Genomic DNA, 14,630 nt, shown 5'->3' with positions numbered 1-14,630 from the left:
TGGCTTCTGGATTAGTCTTTCATTAAGTTTTTTTTCACATATTTTTAACACAAACTACAGGAAACTGTTTATCATTATGGGTGAATCCCTCAGGAAATACGTCTTAATTTAATATTGAGCCTAGGGAATCTTTTTTTTATATTAGGAGACAAAATGAAAAGTTATTTAAAGACAACAGCTGGTGTAGTATTGTCAGCAACGATGGCAACTGCATCATATGGTGCTACTGTCAACGTAGGAGAGCTTCAAGGATTTACTGGTCCACTTGAATCTATGATCGGTGCTATGTCAGGTGGTGCAAATCTTGCTGTAACAGAAGTGAACGCATCTGGCAAGTACTTGCAAGGCACAATCAATGTAGTACAGGGTGACTCAGTATGTATCGACGCAGCGGTTGCAATTGCACAAGCTGAAAAAATGGTAAATGATGATAATGTTATGGCTATTATGGGTCCTAACTGTTCAGGTAACACTGGTGCAGTTATTACTAATGTATTAGTACCTAATGGTATCGTATCAATTTCACCATCAGCTACGTCACCTGCATTAACTACTCTTGAAGATGGTGGATGGTTCTTTAGAACTGCACCATCAGATGCGAGACAAGGGCCAGTACTTGCAAGTATTGCAATGTCTCGAGGCCAAACTGATATGGCTGTAACTCACTCAAACAGTGACTATGGTAAAGGTTTAGCTGATGCATTTGTTACTGCTTATGAAGCGATGGGTGGAACGGTAACTGTAATGGCTGGACATGATGACGATAAAGCTGACTATTCGGCTGACGTTGCTGCACTATCTGCAGGTGGCTCAGCTACATTAGCTATCTTAGGTTATGCTGATACTGGTGGTAGAGGAATTATTGCTGCATCAGAAGATACTGGCGCTTTCAGTGACTATGTATTTGGTGATGGAATGATCAGTGATGTGACTTCAGCTGCTGTTGGTGATGGTTCATGGGGTACTTTACCTTCTCCAGATGCCGCTTTAGGGACAAACTGGAAAGCTGTTGCTGCTGCAGGCGGTGTTGACGGTTCTGGTGTTTATTCTGCTGAGTCATACGATGCTATGGCGTTAATTATCTTAGCATCACAAGCTGCTGGATCTACTGACAGAGCTGCTATACAGGCACAAGTGTTGAATGTTGCTAACGCACCAGGAAACGAGTGTCATGCAGGTAAGCTTGCTGAGTGCTTGAAAATGATTTCAGGTGGTCTTCCAGTTGACTATGTCGGCGCTACTGGCGTTGAGATGGATGCTGGCGGAACTGCAAATGGTTCATATGCAGAGCGTGAAGTTATTGGTGGAGCATTCACTGATGTGGAGATCCATAAATAAAAAGATCTGATTTCAATGAAAAGCCTATCTTCGGATGGGCTTTTTTTTTGCAAACTAATAGTTTCATTTCATAAATCAGGAATATGAGACTTTTGAATTCATTAACATTATAATAAAGTAAGTTACAAGAAAATAAAGGTGGTCTAAATGAATAACAATGAAATTTTAGATAGTATTAAAAAAGCTTTTAAGCTAACCATTGATAAGCTTGATAATCATTACATGTTTTATCTGGATGAAATGGTAACTCCTAAGCTTATTACACTATTTTATTGGATACTTTTATTTGCTTTTATCACAAAAGGTCTAGGAGACATTTTTCTTGAAGGCGATTTTTGGAGAGGTTTAGTCTGGGTTGTTGGTGGATCTCTTGCATCAAGAGTGGCTTGTGAAATGGTTGTCATTCTATTTCGTATCAATGAAAACTTGAATGAAATCAATGATAAAACGAGTGAAAGCGATACCTTAAGTAACACAAGTTTTGAAAAAGATTACTATAAGCATTAGAAGCACATCAAAACTATTTAGTCTACAATAAGTCCTTTTTCTTTTTGCTTTAAGCTTTATGAATAAAGGCATTCTGCTTGTTCTCTCTGGTTACCTAATGTGGGGTTGTTTTCCGCTATACTGGGCATTACTAAACCATGTTAATCCTTCTGAGGTTCTCATTCATAGAATGTTATGGGCAGTTCCAGTTTTATTTTTTTTGGTTCACTTTAAATCTTCATGGAAAAATAATTTTAAGGATTCTATATCCTCTAAAAAGGAATTAGTCTTTTTGTTTATAACTGCAATTCTGATAACAATTAATTGGGGTGGTTATATTTATGCAGTTAACTTAGGTCGAGTTGTTGAGGCTTCTATGGGTTATTTTTTATCACCCGTTATTAACATGATAGGTGGTTATATTTTCTTCCAAGAAAGGATTTCTAAATTAAAACAATTAGCTGTATTCTTTGCTACAGTTGGTGCCTTATATTATGTTTTTAGTGGAGATTCATTTCCGTGGTTAGGCTTTTTAGTAGGGTTTACTTTCTCTGCTTATGGAATTGCAAGAAAAGCGATGGCTTCATCAGCAGTACCAGGGCTTTATATTGAAACATTGATACTTCTTCCTTTTCTATTAATATTCTCATTGTGGTTTTATACAAATTACGATATTGCTTTTTTTAATATAGATATCTCTACAGATATTCTTTTATTTTTAGCTGGCGCTGTAACAGTTGTGCCATTGGCTTTATTTACTGCAGGAACGAAGTTACTTCCTTTGACGACGGTTGGAATTTTGTTTTTGATTACACCAACAATTCAATTTCTTGTAGGCTATTATTTACAAAACGAGCCTGTCAATTCAAACCAGTTAATAGGTTTTGTTGGAGTTTGGGCAGGACTTATAATATATAGCTATGCCTTAGTTAAGAATAAATAATCCATTATTAATCATTTTAATGAGTAATGAAAAATACAAAGAGCATGATCTCAACAATTTATCAAACATTGCATGCTGCTGATTCGCAAGAATTAGAAGGGATTTATAAAAAATGGGCGTCAGATTATGACCATGATGTTCTAGAGTTAGCAGGTTATGTCGGTCATTTAATTACGTCTAGTCTCTTACTCTCAACAATCAAAAATAAAAAAGCGAAGATTCTTGATGCTGGCTGCGGCACAGGACTTGTTGGAGAAATATTAAGTGAGAACAACTATAAAAATGTAGAGGGGGTTGATTTTTCTCAGGAGATGCTGGATGAGGCAATACAAAAACAAGTATATCAATCTTTAAGATTAGTAGATTTAACCAAAAATCTTGACTACGAGGATAGTTTATTTGATGCGATTGTATGCGCTGGAACGTTTACTTGTGGTCATGTGGGCCCTAAAGCCCTTCTAGAAATGGTTAGAATAACAAAACAAGGTGGGTATATTTGTTTTACAGTCAGAAAACAAGAGTGGGAAGCGTCACCTTATAAAGAAATAATTGATAATCTTGAGAATTCTAACTTGTGGCATCAAATTGTTCATAAGACTTCAGAATATAATGTTAAAGAAGGTATAACATGTCAACTCTGCCTTTATCAAGTGATTTAAATAATAAGAATGTTTTCAAGTTTCGATAATCAAAATAAAGCGTATCTTTTTGCTGGAATTGCTATTTTTTTCTGGTCAACAGTTGCTAGTGCATTTAAGCTTACTTTAGAGCACCTGGGGCCAATTCAATTAGTCATGTATTCGACATTATTCTCAATATTAGTTTTGTTTATTATTGTGATTTATCAAGGGAAGATTAAATTAATAAAAGCCTTTTCAAGTATTGACTTAATAAGGTGCGCTTTCCTTGGACTATTGAACCCGTGCCTTTATTACATCATTTTGTTTAAGGGTTATGATGCTTTACCCGCACAAGAGGCTATGGTAATTAATTTTAGCTGGCCAGTCATGATGGTTATTCTTTCAATACCTATACTCAAGCAGACCATCGATATTAAGTCATTTTTATCAATCATACTTTGTTATATTGGCGTCATTGCTATTGCAACAGGCGGGGAGTTTTTTTCACTCAGTTTTAACAACCCTGAAGGGGTTTTTTACATGCTGTTAAGTACTGTGATATGGTCACTATTTTGGCTTTTTAATACTAAAAATAAGAATGATCCTTTGGTAAGTATTTTTCTAATATTTTTATTTAGCACGCCTTTTATTTTGTTGGTTGTGTATTTTACAAATTCTTTTGGCATTCCATCAATTCAGGGGATCATGGGATCTGTATATATAGGCTTATTTGAAATGGGTATTAGTGTTGTTTTATGGCAGTCAGCTTTAAAAATTTCGACGACTGTTTCGAGAGTTGCTAGTCTAGTCTTTATTACTCCATTCTTGTCTCTTGTCGTTCTTTACATAGTTCTTGGTGAGAAAATATTGGCATCTACTTTCTTTGGGCTGATTCTTATTTGTGCTGGACTGATTTTGCAAAAATACTTTACAAATAAGTTGATTGAGTCTTCTTGAGACACGTCAAAAAAATAATTTAGTTTATACTTAGAGCATTATTACTTTGAATGAATAACTGTGTCTTACCTTACTAAACTTAAAGGCTCTCCTGCGCCAATTCCACCTCGACCACCCCTTAAAGAAATTAGCTTTATTTCTTTCGGCGCTTTTTTAGCTGCATGTGTTATTGGTTTTTTAGCATACTCAACCAGCTATCCCATAATTATGGGTTCATTTGGTGCGTCTATCTTTGTACTATTTGTTCTTCCTGAGTCTCCGTTTGCTCAGCCAAGAAATGTTGTACTTGGTCATTTTGTAACAACACTTGTAGGTCTTATTTTCTTTCAACTGGTCAGTTCAGACTGGTGGAGTATGGCGATTGCCCTGGCTGTTGCTATAGCTCTTATGCAGATCTTAAGAATCTCTCATCCACCTGCTGGCTCTAACCCGTTTATTGTATTTTTGCTTGGCGCAAACTGGGATTACTTGTGGATGCCAACGCTGATTGGTTCTGTGCTGATTGTATTAGTAGCACTCTTTTATAATAATATTTCTGAAGTTCGAAGTTATCCAAAGTATTGGTAATCCTTATTATATAACGCTGCAAGCTTGGTTAAATTCAAGCCTTGGGGCTCTATTGTAGAGTTTTGAGTGATCGCCATAGCCAATTCCACAGATAAAGACAGCCTTATTTTTTCCATCAGGAAAGAAGTCTTGGTTTAACCTCTCTTTGCTAAATCCAAGCATTGGGCAGCAATCTAATCCAGCAGATCTGGTTGCCATAATAAAATATGCTCCCTGAAGTGAAGAGTTAAACTCAGCAGTATTTTTGATTTTCTTCTCATTACCTTCAAAGGAAGATTTCGCATCACTATGTGGAGATAGGATTGAGAGTGATTCATAAAATTTTGTATCGTAACTAATAATTACAACGCAAGGGGCGCTCATAACCTTATCAATATTTCCTTGGTCTAATGAGGGCAACATTTTTTGTTTTAATTCTTTACTTTTCACGAATGTAAAGCGAGCAGGGCAGCAGTTTCCAGACGTGGGTGCAAACTTTAATAAATTATATATCTGCTTAATTTGATTATCATTAATATCTTGATCAAGCCATGCCTTATGGCTTCGTGCTTTTGAAAAGAGGATATCTGTACTATCGGTTGAAAGCATATTGTTATTCCTTAGTTAATTTTTTTAATAATTATAAGTTCTGCTAGAATTTGTTTATATCAATATTTGAAAGATATAAAATCAGATTATGGAAGATTGTATTTTTTGTTTAATTATTAAAGGGAATATCCCTGCTGAAATTCTCTATGAGGATGAGAGGGTACTAGCCTTTAAAGACGTCAATGCGCAAGCGCCTGAGCATTTTTTAGTGATACCCAAAGAGCACATCTCTAATGCTAATGATGCAACTGATGAGGCTTTAATGGGAAGGCTCAGTATCACGGCAGCCAATATTGCTAAAGAGCATAAATTCTCAGAAAATGGCTACAGATTAGTGATGAATTGTAATAGTGATGGAGGTCAGACGGTCTCGCATATCCATCTGCATTGTTTGGCTGGCCGACAAATGACTTGGCCTCCTGGGTAATTTGATCATAGAAGTCATTAATTAATGATTTCTGTATGTTGAGTTGAATTAAAATATCCTTCATTCAAGTATTTTTTTGAATTCAGATTTTATTTTTTTAGGAAAACAATGAGCCAAAACGGCATTGAGCAACAAAGCGTTGGGGAATACAGTGAGCGCGCTTACCTTGATTACTCAATGTATGTCATTCTTGATCGTGCACTTCCATTTGTTGGTGATGGACTAAAACCAGTTCAAAGAAGAATCATCTATGCGATGAGCGAGCTCGGTCTTAAGTCAACTGCTAAGTTTAAAAAATCTGCTAGAACAGTTGGTGATGTTTTAGGTAAATTCCACCCTCATGGTGACAGTGCTTGTTACGAGGCAATGGTCCTCATGGCGCAACCATTTTCTTATCGTTATCCATTTATTGATGGGCAAGGTAACTGGGGAGCTCCAGACGATCCTAAATCTTTTGCGGCAATGCGCTACACTGAATCAAAATTATCCCCCTATGCAGATTTACTTCTCAGTGAAATAAATCAAGGAACTGTGAGTTGGACGGATAATTTTGACGGGACTATCAAAGAGCCTCAACAACTGCCTGCACAAGTTCCAAATTTATTGCTGAATGGCACTTCTGGAATTGCTGTTGGTATGGCTACTGATATGCCTCCACATAACTTAATAGAGGTTATAAGTGCTTGCATTCAGCTTCTTGAAAAGCCTTCAACTGATTTAGATGAATTATTAAAAATTCTTCCAGCACCAGACTATCCAACAAATGCATTTATAGTAAGCTCGAAAGAAGAGCTTCATCAAATGTATGAAACGGGTCATGGTTCGATCAAAATGAGAGCGAGCTATATCAAAGAGGATGGTGAGATAGTAATTGAAGCATTGCCATATCAAACCTCAGGCGCAAAAGTGATTGCACAAATAGCTACTCAGATGAGAAATAAAAAGCTCCCTTTAGTGGATGATCTAAGGGATGAGTCAGATCATGAAAATCCAACACGAATAGTTGTTGTTCCCAGGTCGAATAGGGTTGATTGTGACCAATTGATGCTTCATCTTTTTGCCACTACAGACCTAGAAAAAAATTACCGGGTTAACATGAACGTCATTGGATTAGACGGAAAACCCCAAGTTAAACCTCTGATTCCATTGCTTAAGGAATGGCTTCAATTCAGGATGCAGGTCGTTGTTAATAGGCTTAATTCTAGGTTAAACAAAATTTTAGATCGGCTCCATATTCTAGAAGGATTGTTAGTTGCGTATCTTAATATTGATGAGGTAATAGCTATTATTAGGAGTGAAGAAAAACCAAAGCCTGTTTTAATTAAACAATTCAAAATTAGTGAAATTCAGGCTGAGGCAATCCTAGAGTTAAAGTTACGTCATTTAGCTAAACTTGAAGAGGTAAAAATAAAGAGTGAGGCAGATGAGTTAGAGAGAGAGCGTAAATCAATTGAACTTCTCCTCTCAAGTGAAACAAGATTAAAAACATACATCAAAAAAGAGTTACGCGTCATTCTTGAAGAGTTTGGTGACAAGAGGCGTTGTCAAATTGTATCCGATGTAATATCTGCCCAGGCATTTAGTGACCAAGATATGATGCCAGCTGAAAATGTGACTGTTGTTCTGAGTGAAAAGGGTTGGGTCAAGGCTGCTAAAGGCCATGAAATTGATTCGTCGGCATTAAACTATAAGTCTGGCGACGCATTCTTAAAAGATGCCAAAGGCAGAAGTAATAAAATGGCCTTCTTTATTGACTCTTCAGGCAGGTCATATACTATATTGGCCAACTCTCTTCCGAGCGCAAGAGGTCAAGGGGAGCCTTTAACGGGAAGGTTGACACCTCCAATAGGAGCTGAATTTATTGATGTTGTCATGGGGGATGATGAGCAGTTAGTCATTCTTTCATCAGATGCTGGATATGGCTTTATATCGACTCTTGGAGATCTACAATCTAAGACTAAATCTGGAAAACATGCAATAACTCTCTCTAAACAAGCAAAAACAATGAGAGTTACAAAAGTCCAAAACCTTGAGTCTGATTACGTAGCAGTGATCACTAATAGAGCAAGATTATTAATTTTTCCAGTTATAGAGCTTCCTCAACTCTCTAAGGGAAAGGGTAATAAGCTTATTCAGATTAAAACAGATGACTTTGTTGCTCGAGAAGAGTTTCTAATAGGAATTTGTACAATTAAAGACAATCAAAAGCTGCGAGTAGAGTATGGAAACGGAAAGAAACATAAACAATACTCTTTTGAGGACTTGGTTAATTTTACTAGTCACCGAGCAAGGAAGGGTCTCACGATTCCTGGAGTCCATGGTAAAGCACTTGGAATTGACGTAATAGACTAAGTTCTTCCAAAACATCTTCATTTTCTTCTTTTATTTGATCAATTCTCACAATAATTGTGGGTGGTATAGTAAGATTTAAGTAGGTATAATTCCGCTTTTTTTTATCAATTTTTCCGAAAATGTTCGTACTAAAAATTGTTACTGACTTTGCATCTGCTCATTCACTGAGAAATTATCCTGGTGATTGTTCCAGGCTTCATGGGCATAATTGGCAAGTTGAAGTGTCTGTATGCTCTCAAGTCTTAGATGATAATGGTATCGCAATTGATTTTCGTGAAATTAAGAAGCAAACGAAATTGGTGATAAAAAGGGTAGATCACCAATATTTGAATGAAATAGAGCCATTTGATGTTCTCAATCCAACAGCAGAAAAGAATGTAAAGTATTTTTATGATGAAGATGAACTTTTGGTTAATGATGAGAATGTTAAAGTTAATGATGTGATGATTTGGGAAACTCCTAGATCAGCAATTACTTACTCGGAATAATAAATTATGAAAAATACACTACTACCTGATACACAAAATAAAAAAGATATTCGTAATATTGTCATCAATCAAGTTGGAATTAAGGATATTTTGCATCCAATCAATTTTGTAAATCGAGATAATGCATCTCATCCTTCTGTTGCAAATTTTACAATGACTGTCGAGCTTCCTGCTAATGTTAAGGGAACGCATATGTCACGTTTTATTGAAATTTTAAATGATCGAGAGTGCAATTTCGGTATTGAGAGCTTTATGAATCTTGTTCAAAAGGTTGCAGATAAACTTGAATCTAACGATGCACAAGTTATTGTTGATTTTCCTTTTTTTCGAAACAAAAAAGCACCCTCTTCTGGAGTCCAAAGCTTACTAGATTATCAGGCAACATTAATTGGGAGTATTATTGACAGTGAGCCAGACCTTTCAATTAAAGTTGTTGTTCCAGTGACCAGCTTGTGTCCTTGTTCAAAGAGTATTTCCAAATATGGAGCTCACAATCAAAGGTCTCATATCACAATTGAAGCAAAAGCTTCAGAGGGAGAGATTATCTATTTAGAGGATTTGATTGATTTAGCGGAGCAGAAAGCTTCGAGTGAACTTTACGCGATTTTAAAACGCGATGATGAGAAAGTTGTTACTGAAAGAGCCTATGAAAATCCAGCGTTTGTTGAAGACATAGTAAGAGATATTGCTGTAGAATTAAATGCTAATAAGAAAGTTAGCTATTATTGTCTAGAGTCTGAAAATTTTGAATCCATCCATAATCATTCAGCTTACGCATTAATAAAAAACCAAAAATAAGTGATGCTTCATAATACAGATAATGTTAGGATTATTTCAAGTGCACCTATGGTGTCCCCCAATGCTCTTATTGAGAAGCTTCCTCTGTCTGAGAAGGCTGCATCAGTAGTTGTAAGCGCAAGAAATACCATTAAAAACATCCTTTATGGAAATGATAATCGCCTTATGGTTCTTGTCGGGCCTTGTTCGATTCACGATACCAAGGCTGCAATGGAATATGCTCAAAATCTTTCAAAGTTAAAAGATGAGTTGTCTGAGGATTTATTTATAGTAATGCGTGTTTACTTTGAAAAACCCAGAACAACAGTTGGCTGGAAAGGTTTGATTAATGACCCTTATCTTGATGAAAGTTTTGATATTGATAAGGGCCTTGAAACTGCCAGAAAACTACTTGTAGACCTAGGTGAAATTAATATGCCGGTTGGCGTAGAGTATTTGGATGTATTAACGCCTCAGTACCTTTCAGATTTGATTTCTTGGGGCGCAATAGGCGCAAGAACTACTGAGAGTCAGTCACATAGAGAGCTTGCCTCAGCATTATCATGCCCCGTAGGCTTTAAAAATGGCACTGGAGGCTCTCTTAATATTGCGATTGATGCCATTCAGTCGGCCAATAGTCCTCACCACCTTTTATCAGTCAATAAGGATGGCGGCATAAGCCACTTTACATCGCTTGGTAATGATACTGCCCATATTATCTTAAGAGGTGGAAAAGATGGGCCAAATTATTCAGAAGAAAACGTTGAAAGCACCTGCGAAAAACTTAAAAGTAAAGGACTAGTTTCTAAGGTGATGGTTGACTTCTCTCATGCGAACTCTGAAAAGCAGTTTAAAAACCAGTTAAAGGTGGGTGCAAATATCGCTTCTCAAATTGAGAATGGCTCTGAATCTGTCTTTGGAGTTATGATTGAATCTCACATTAATGAGGGAAATCAAAAAGTTGGACCCCTTTCATCTCTAGAATATGGCGTTAGTATTACTGATAGCTGCATTGGCTGGGCTGATACTGAAAAACTTTTAAGAGATCTTGCAAAATCCGTAAATAAGCGCAACTCTTAGGCTTTTTTTAATCATTTTTATCTATTAAAAATAGCCAATTTATTGGTGTGTTTTTGCGTCATCTAGGGTACAATAAAACCTACTTATTTATATAGGTTTATTCTATGTCTGACGATATCGATTCTAAAGAAATTCTTGAGCAAAAATACCCGATTATATCTATAGAAGATGAAATGCGTGACTCATATCTAGAGTACGCAATGAGTGTTATTGTTGGAAGAGCTCTCCCCGATGTTAGAGATGGTTTGAAACCAGTTCATAGGCGTGTTTTGTACGCTATGGATGTTCTTGGTAATGATTACAATAAATCTTATAAAAAATCCGCTCGAATCGTTGGCGATGTCATTGGTAAATACCACCCCCATGGAGACACTGCGGTATATGATACGATTGTAAGGATGGCTCAGCCATTCGCAATGAGAAATATACTAGTTGATGGCCAGGGTAACTTTGGATCGGTAGATGGTGATCGTGCTGCTGCAATGAGATATACAGAAATAAGAATGACTAAGCTCTCACACGAGCTTCTTCGTGACTTAGATAAAGAGACTGTAGATTTTATTGATAACTATGATGGCTCTGAAAGTGAGCCTGGAGTTCTACCAACTCGCGTTCCAAATCTATTAATTAATGGCTCCTCAGGTATTGCGGTTGGTATGGCCACCAATATCCCTACTCATAACTTAACAGAGATTACAGAAGCATGCCTCAGAGTTATTGACAATGAAGAGATTACTGTAGATGAACTGCTAGAGGTTCTTCCGGGTCCTGATTTTCCGACTGCTGGCATCATTAATGGTGCGAGTGGCATACGTGAAGCCTATGAGACTGGTAAAGGAAAGATTTACTTACGTTCAAGGTCACATGTTGAGGGTGAGGACAAATTAAGTATTGTCGTTACTGAACTTCCTTATCAGGTCAATAAAGCAAGGCTTATTGGCAAAATCGCAGAACTCGTTAAAGATAAGAAGATAGATGGAATTACTGGACTTAGGGATGAATCTGATAAGGATGGAATGAGAATGGTCATAGAGCTTCGTCGGGGTGAAGTTCCAGAGATAATGCTCAATAACCTTTATAAGCTCACAGAAATGCAAACTGTTTTTGGAATCAACATGGTCGCAATCGATCATGGCATGCCAAAACTAATGAACCTCAAATCGATTCTTAATGCTTTTATAGCCCATAGAAGAGAGGTGGTTACAAGGCGCTCAATTTTTGAACTCAATAAAGCAAAAGATAGAGCACATCTATTAGAAGGTTTGTCGGTTGCACTTTTTAATATTGATGAAATTATTGAACTAATAAAAGCTGCGCCAAACCCAAGTGAGGCAAAAGATGGTTTGGTTGCAAGAACTTGGCAAGGGTCTGTCATTCAAGAGCTTATTGGTGATAGAGACATGGCACAGTTTAAGCCTCAAGACCTTGATTCTGCACTAGGCCTCCAAAAAAATGGTGACTACCAGCTATCAGAGAAGCAAGCGCAAGCCATTCTTGATTTAAAACTTCACAGATTAACGGGCCTTGAAAAAGACAAAATTTTTAATGAATTCAATGAGCTATTAGAACAAATCAAAAACTTATTAGATATTCTTCAAACGCCAGACCTCCTGATGCAGGTCATCCGTGATGAAATTATTGAAATTCGTGATAATTATGGTAACGCTAGAATGACCGAGATCATAGAGAACAAGATTGACCTAACACTTGAGGATCTTATTGCTCAAGAGGATAGGGTAGTAACTCTGTCTCACGGCGGCTATGTAAAAGCGCAGTCACTCAGTGACTACCATGCACAAAGAAGAGGCGGAAAGGGTAAGGCAGCTACCAAGATGAAGGATGAGGATTTTGTGGATCAATTATTTGTTGCTAATTCCCATGATACTGTCCTATGTTTCTCTTCAACGGGCAAGGTACATTGGCTCAAAGTCTATGAACTACCAATGGCTTCAAGAATTTCAAGAGGAAAACCAATCATCAATCTCTTGCCATTAGACAAGGATGAGTCAATCAATGCAATATTGCCAGTAAAAGAATTTACCAATGACCAGTTCGTGTTTATGGTGACGAGTTCAGGCACCTGTAAAAAAACTTCTCTTCAAAACTTTTCAAGACCTAGGAAAGGCGGCATCATTGCTATTGAGTTGAGAGATGATGATAAACTTGTTGGCGTTGAAATTACCGCGGGAGAGCATGATATTCTACTATTCTCTTCTGCAGGTAAATCAATTCGCTTTAAGGAGTCTGATGTCCGCTCTGTAGGAAGGACTGCTATTGGTGTAAGAGGTATAAGGCTGTCTGACAAAGATAAAGTAGTTTCACTGATTGTAGCTGAGTCTGATGATCCAATTCTAACTGCAACTGAAAAGGGCTATGGCAAGAGAACGCAACTTGATGAATATCGTACTCAGGCAAGAGGTGGTTCAGGCGTTATTTCAATTAAGACATCAGATAGGAATGGACAGGTTGTTGGTGCTATTCAGGTAACTGATGAAGACGAAATGATGTTAATCTCAGATAAAGGTACTTTGGTTAGGGCTCGTGCAGCTGATGTCTCTATTATTGGACGAAATACTCAAGGTGTGACTCTTATTAATATTGCTGATGATGAGGCGCTCGTTTCAGTCGCTAAAATAGCAGAAACTGACGATGACGAAGAGGGTGCTGACGAGATTGAAGTTACTTCAGAAGAGTAGTTTAATATTTAGTTATTAATTTATGAGTTCAATTTAAACTATTGTTCGTTTGAAATAGATGTTGTATTCTTTTAAGTCTTTGTAAGTTATTGATAAATTATTCAAAAATATTTTTTATTTTTTTTAAAAAAAAACTAAAATATTTTTTTTCAGTTGCTATAATCATTTTAGAGTATGAAATTGTTCACTCTAATATTAAAATAATCCTTTAGGAGAAAGATATATGAATATTAAATTCACTACTAAAGTATTTGGTGCGGTAGCTGCAGCTTTATTGCTCAGCACTTCGGCAAATGCTGCTAAATGTGGAAAAGTTACTATTGCAGATATGAACTGGGCCTCAGCTTCATTGATGGCTAACGTTGATAAAGCAATGTTGGAAGCAATGGGCTGTGAAGTTGAGTTAGTTGCCGGTTCAACTATGCCTACATTCACTTCAATGAATGAAACTGGACAACCTGACGTTGCACCAGAGATTTGGGCAAATGCGATGGCAGATCTAGTTGATAGTGCTGTTGGTGCTGGACGCTTACATATTGGTAATATTGCACCAATGAGTGGACTTGGAGAGGGCTGGTGGGTTCTTCCTCACACGCTTGATGCACACCCAGAATTGACAACTGCACAAGCAATTCTTGCACGTCCTGACTTATTCCCAGACAAAGAAGACCCTTCAAGAGGCGCCTTCCACGGCTGCCCTGCTGGTTGGGGTTGTCAATTGTCAAATCAAAGTCTCTACAAAGCATTTGATATGGAAGCTTTGGGCTGGAACCTAATTGATCCTGGATCAGCTGCTGGTCTTGATGGATCTATTGCTAAAGCATCAGAGCAAGGTGAGAACTGGTTTGGTTACTACTGGAACCCAACTTCTTTAGTTGGAAAGTATGACTTAAGAGCTGTTGACTTTGGTGTGCCTTATGCTGGTGATGACAACTGGGTTGGATGTATTGCACTAGGTGGCGATAACTGTTCAGACCCTGAGCCATCAGCTTGGATTAACTCACGTGTTAACACTCTTCTTAGTGACAACATGTACTATAACGGACCTAAAGGAGCTATGGATTACTTTTCTGCTCGCACATGGCCTGGTACTGTCATGAACGAAATGTTAGTTTGGATGGAAGATACAGGTGGAACTGGAGCGGACGCTTCTGTTGAATTCTTGTCTTCTCATGGAGATGTTTGGAAGCCATGGGTTAGCGCAGATGTTGCTGCTGCTGTAGAAGCTTCACTGTAAATAAAAATTAGTAAGTTAATACTTACTATTTAAAATAAAAAATTGCCCGTAGTTTAGATAAATACGGGCAATTT

General features: G+C 37.3%; 14 protein-coding genes. 13 read left to right on the top strand and 1 reads right to left on the bottom strand.

The features are described 5' to 3' along the window. Window positions 1-153 precede the first annotated feature (153 nt). The 6 genes from W908_RS06545 (at window position 154) to W908_RS06520 (ending at window position 4,911) form a co-directional block, all read left to right on the top strand. Window positions 154-1,338 (top strand): ABC transporter substrate-binding protein, encoded by a 1,185-nt coding sequence (locus W908_RS06545; protein WP_053820440.1) that lies wholly within the window; start codon window positions 154-156, stop codon window positions 1,336-1,338. Window positions 1,339-1,485: 147 nt separating this feature from the next. Beyond that, the gene (locus tag W908_RS06540) at window positions 1,486-1,845 is read left to right on the top strand and encodes a DUF4282 domain-containing protein (RefSeq protein ID WP_053820439.1); all 360 of its coding nucleotides are present in this window, start codon (window positions 1,486-1,488) and stop codon (window positions 1,843-1,845) included. 58 nt (window positions 1,846-1,903) lie between these two features. Beyond that, window positions 1,904-2,767 carry an EamA family transporter RarD gene (rarD, locus tag W908_RS06535; protein WP_053820438.1) on the top strand — a complete coding sequence of 288 codons (864 nt, stop codon included), beginning with the start codon at window positions 1,904-1,906 and terminating at the stop codon, window positions 2,765-2,767. 26 nt (window positions 2,768-2,793) lie between these two features. Continuing rightward, window positions 2,794-3,426 (top strand): class I SAM-dependent DNA methyltransferase, encoded by a 633-nt coding sequence (locus tag W908_RS06530; RefSeq protein WP_053820437.1) that lies wholly within the window; start codon window positions 2,794-2,796, stop codon window positions 3,424-3,426. 9 nt (window positions 3,427-3,435) lie between these two features. Continuing rightward, window positions 3,436-4,344 (top strand): DMT family transporter, encoded by a 909-nt coding sequence (locus tag W908_RS06525; RefSeq protein ID WP_053820436.1) that lies wholly within the window; start codon window positions 3,436-3,438, stop codon window positions 4,342-4,344. A 60-nt stretch (window positions 4,345-4,404) separates the two neighbouring features. Continuing rightward, entirely contained in the window at window positions 4,405-4,911 is a 507-nt protein-coding gene (locus W908_RS06520; RefSeq protein ID WP_053820435.1) for an HPP family protein, read from the top strand. A 6-nt stretch (window positions 4,912-4,917) separates the two neighbouring features. Here the strand turns inward: W908_RS06520 and W908_RS06515 are convergent, their stop codons facing one another. Further along, entirely contained in the window at window positions 4,918-5,499 is a 582-nt protein-coding gene (locus W908_RS06515) for a malonic semialdehyde reductase (RefSeq protein WP_053820434.1), read from the bottom strand. An 88-nt stretch (window positions 5,500-5,587) separates the two neighbouring features. On the opposite strand from W908_RS06515, the gene W908_RS06510 reads away from it, so the two are divergent. The 7 genes from W908_RS06510 (at window position 5,588) to W908_RS06480 (ending at window position 14,556) form a co-directional block, all read left to right on the top strand. After that, complete coding sequence (locus W908_RS06510) at window positions 5,588-5,926, top strand: histidine triad nucleotide-binding protein (RefSeq protein WP_053820433.1); 339 nt, start codon at window positions 5,588-5,590, stop codon at window positions 5,924-5,926. A 108-nt stretch (window positions 5,927-6,034) separates the two neighbouring features. Continuing rightward, window positions 6,035-8,278: a DNA topoisomerase IV subunit A gene (parC, locus tag W908_RS06505; protein WP_053820432.1), complete on the top strand. Its 2,244-nt coding sequence runs from the start codon at window positions 6,035-6,037 to the stop codon at window positions 8,276-8,278. 119 nt (window positions 8,279-8,397) lie between these two features. Next, window positions 8,398-8,766: a 6-carboxytetrahydropterin synthase QueD gene (gene queD, locus W908_RS06500; RefSeq protein ID WP_053820431.1), complete on the top strand. Its 369-nt coding sequence runs from the start codon at window positions 8,398-8,400 to the stop codon at window positions 8,764-8,766. 6 nt (window positions 8,767-8,772) lie between these two features. After that, window positions 8,773-9,564 carry a GTP cyclohydrolase FolE2 gene (gene folE2 / locus W908_RS06495; protein ID WP_053820430.1) on the top strand — a complete coding sequence of 264 codons (792 nt, stop codon included), beginning with the start codon at window positions 8,773-8,775 and terminating at the stop codon, window positions 9,562-9,564. 3 nt (window positions 9,565-9,567) lie between these two features. Continuing rightward, complete coding sequence (locus W908_RS06490; RefSeq protein ID WP_053820429.1) at window positions 9,568-10,623, top strand: 3-deoxy-7-phosphoheptulonate synthase; 1,056 nt, start codon at window positions 9,568-9,570, stop codon at window positions 10,621-10,623. A gap of 104 nt (window positions 10,624-10,727) precedes the next feature. Then, window positions 10,728-13,319, top strand: a complete 2,592-nt coding sequence (gene gyrA, locus W908_RS06485; RefSeq protein ID WP_053820428.1) for a DNA gyrase subunit A — start codon at window positions 10,728-10,730, stop codon at window positions 13,317-13,319. A 223-nt stretch (window positions 13,320-13,542) separates the two neighbouring features. After that, window positions 13,543-14,556 (top strand): glycine betaine ABC transporter substrate-binding protein, encoded by a 1,014-nt coding sequence (locus W908_RS06480; protein WP_020024983.1) that lies wholly within the window; start codon window positions 13,543-13,545, stop codon window positions 14,554-14,556. Window positions 14,557-14,630 lie beyond the last annotated feature (74 nt).

It is taken from the genome of Candidatus Pseudothioglobus singularis PS1, assembly GCF_001281385.1.
GTDB classification, from domain to species: domain Bacteria; phylum Pseudomonadota; class Gammaproteobacteria; order PS1; family Pseudothioglobaceae; genus Pseudothioglobus; species Pseudothioglobus singularis.
The sequence above is the reverse complement of the archived record's forward strand: the minus strand, read 5'-3'. Positions and strand labels throughout refer to the sequence as shown.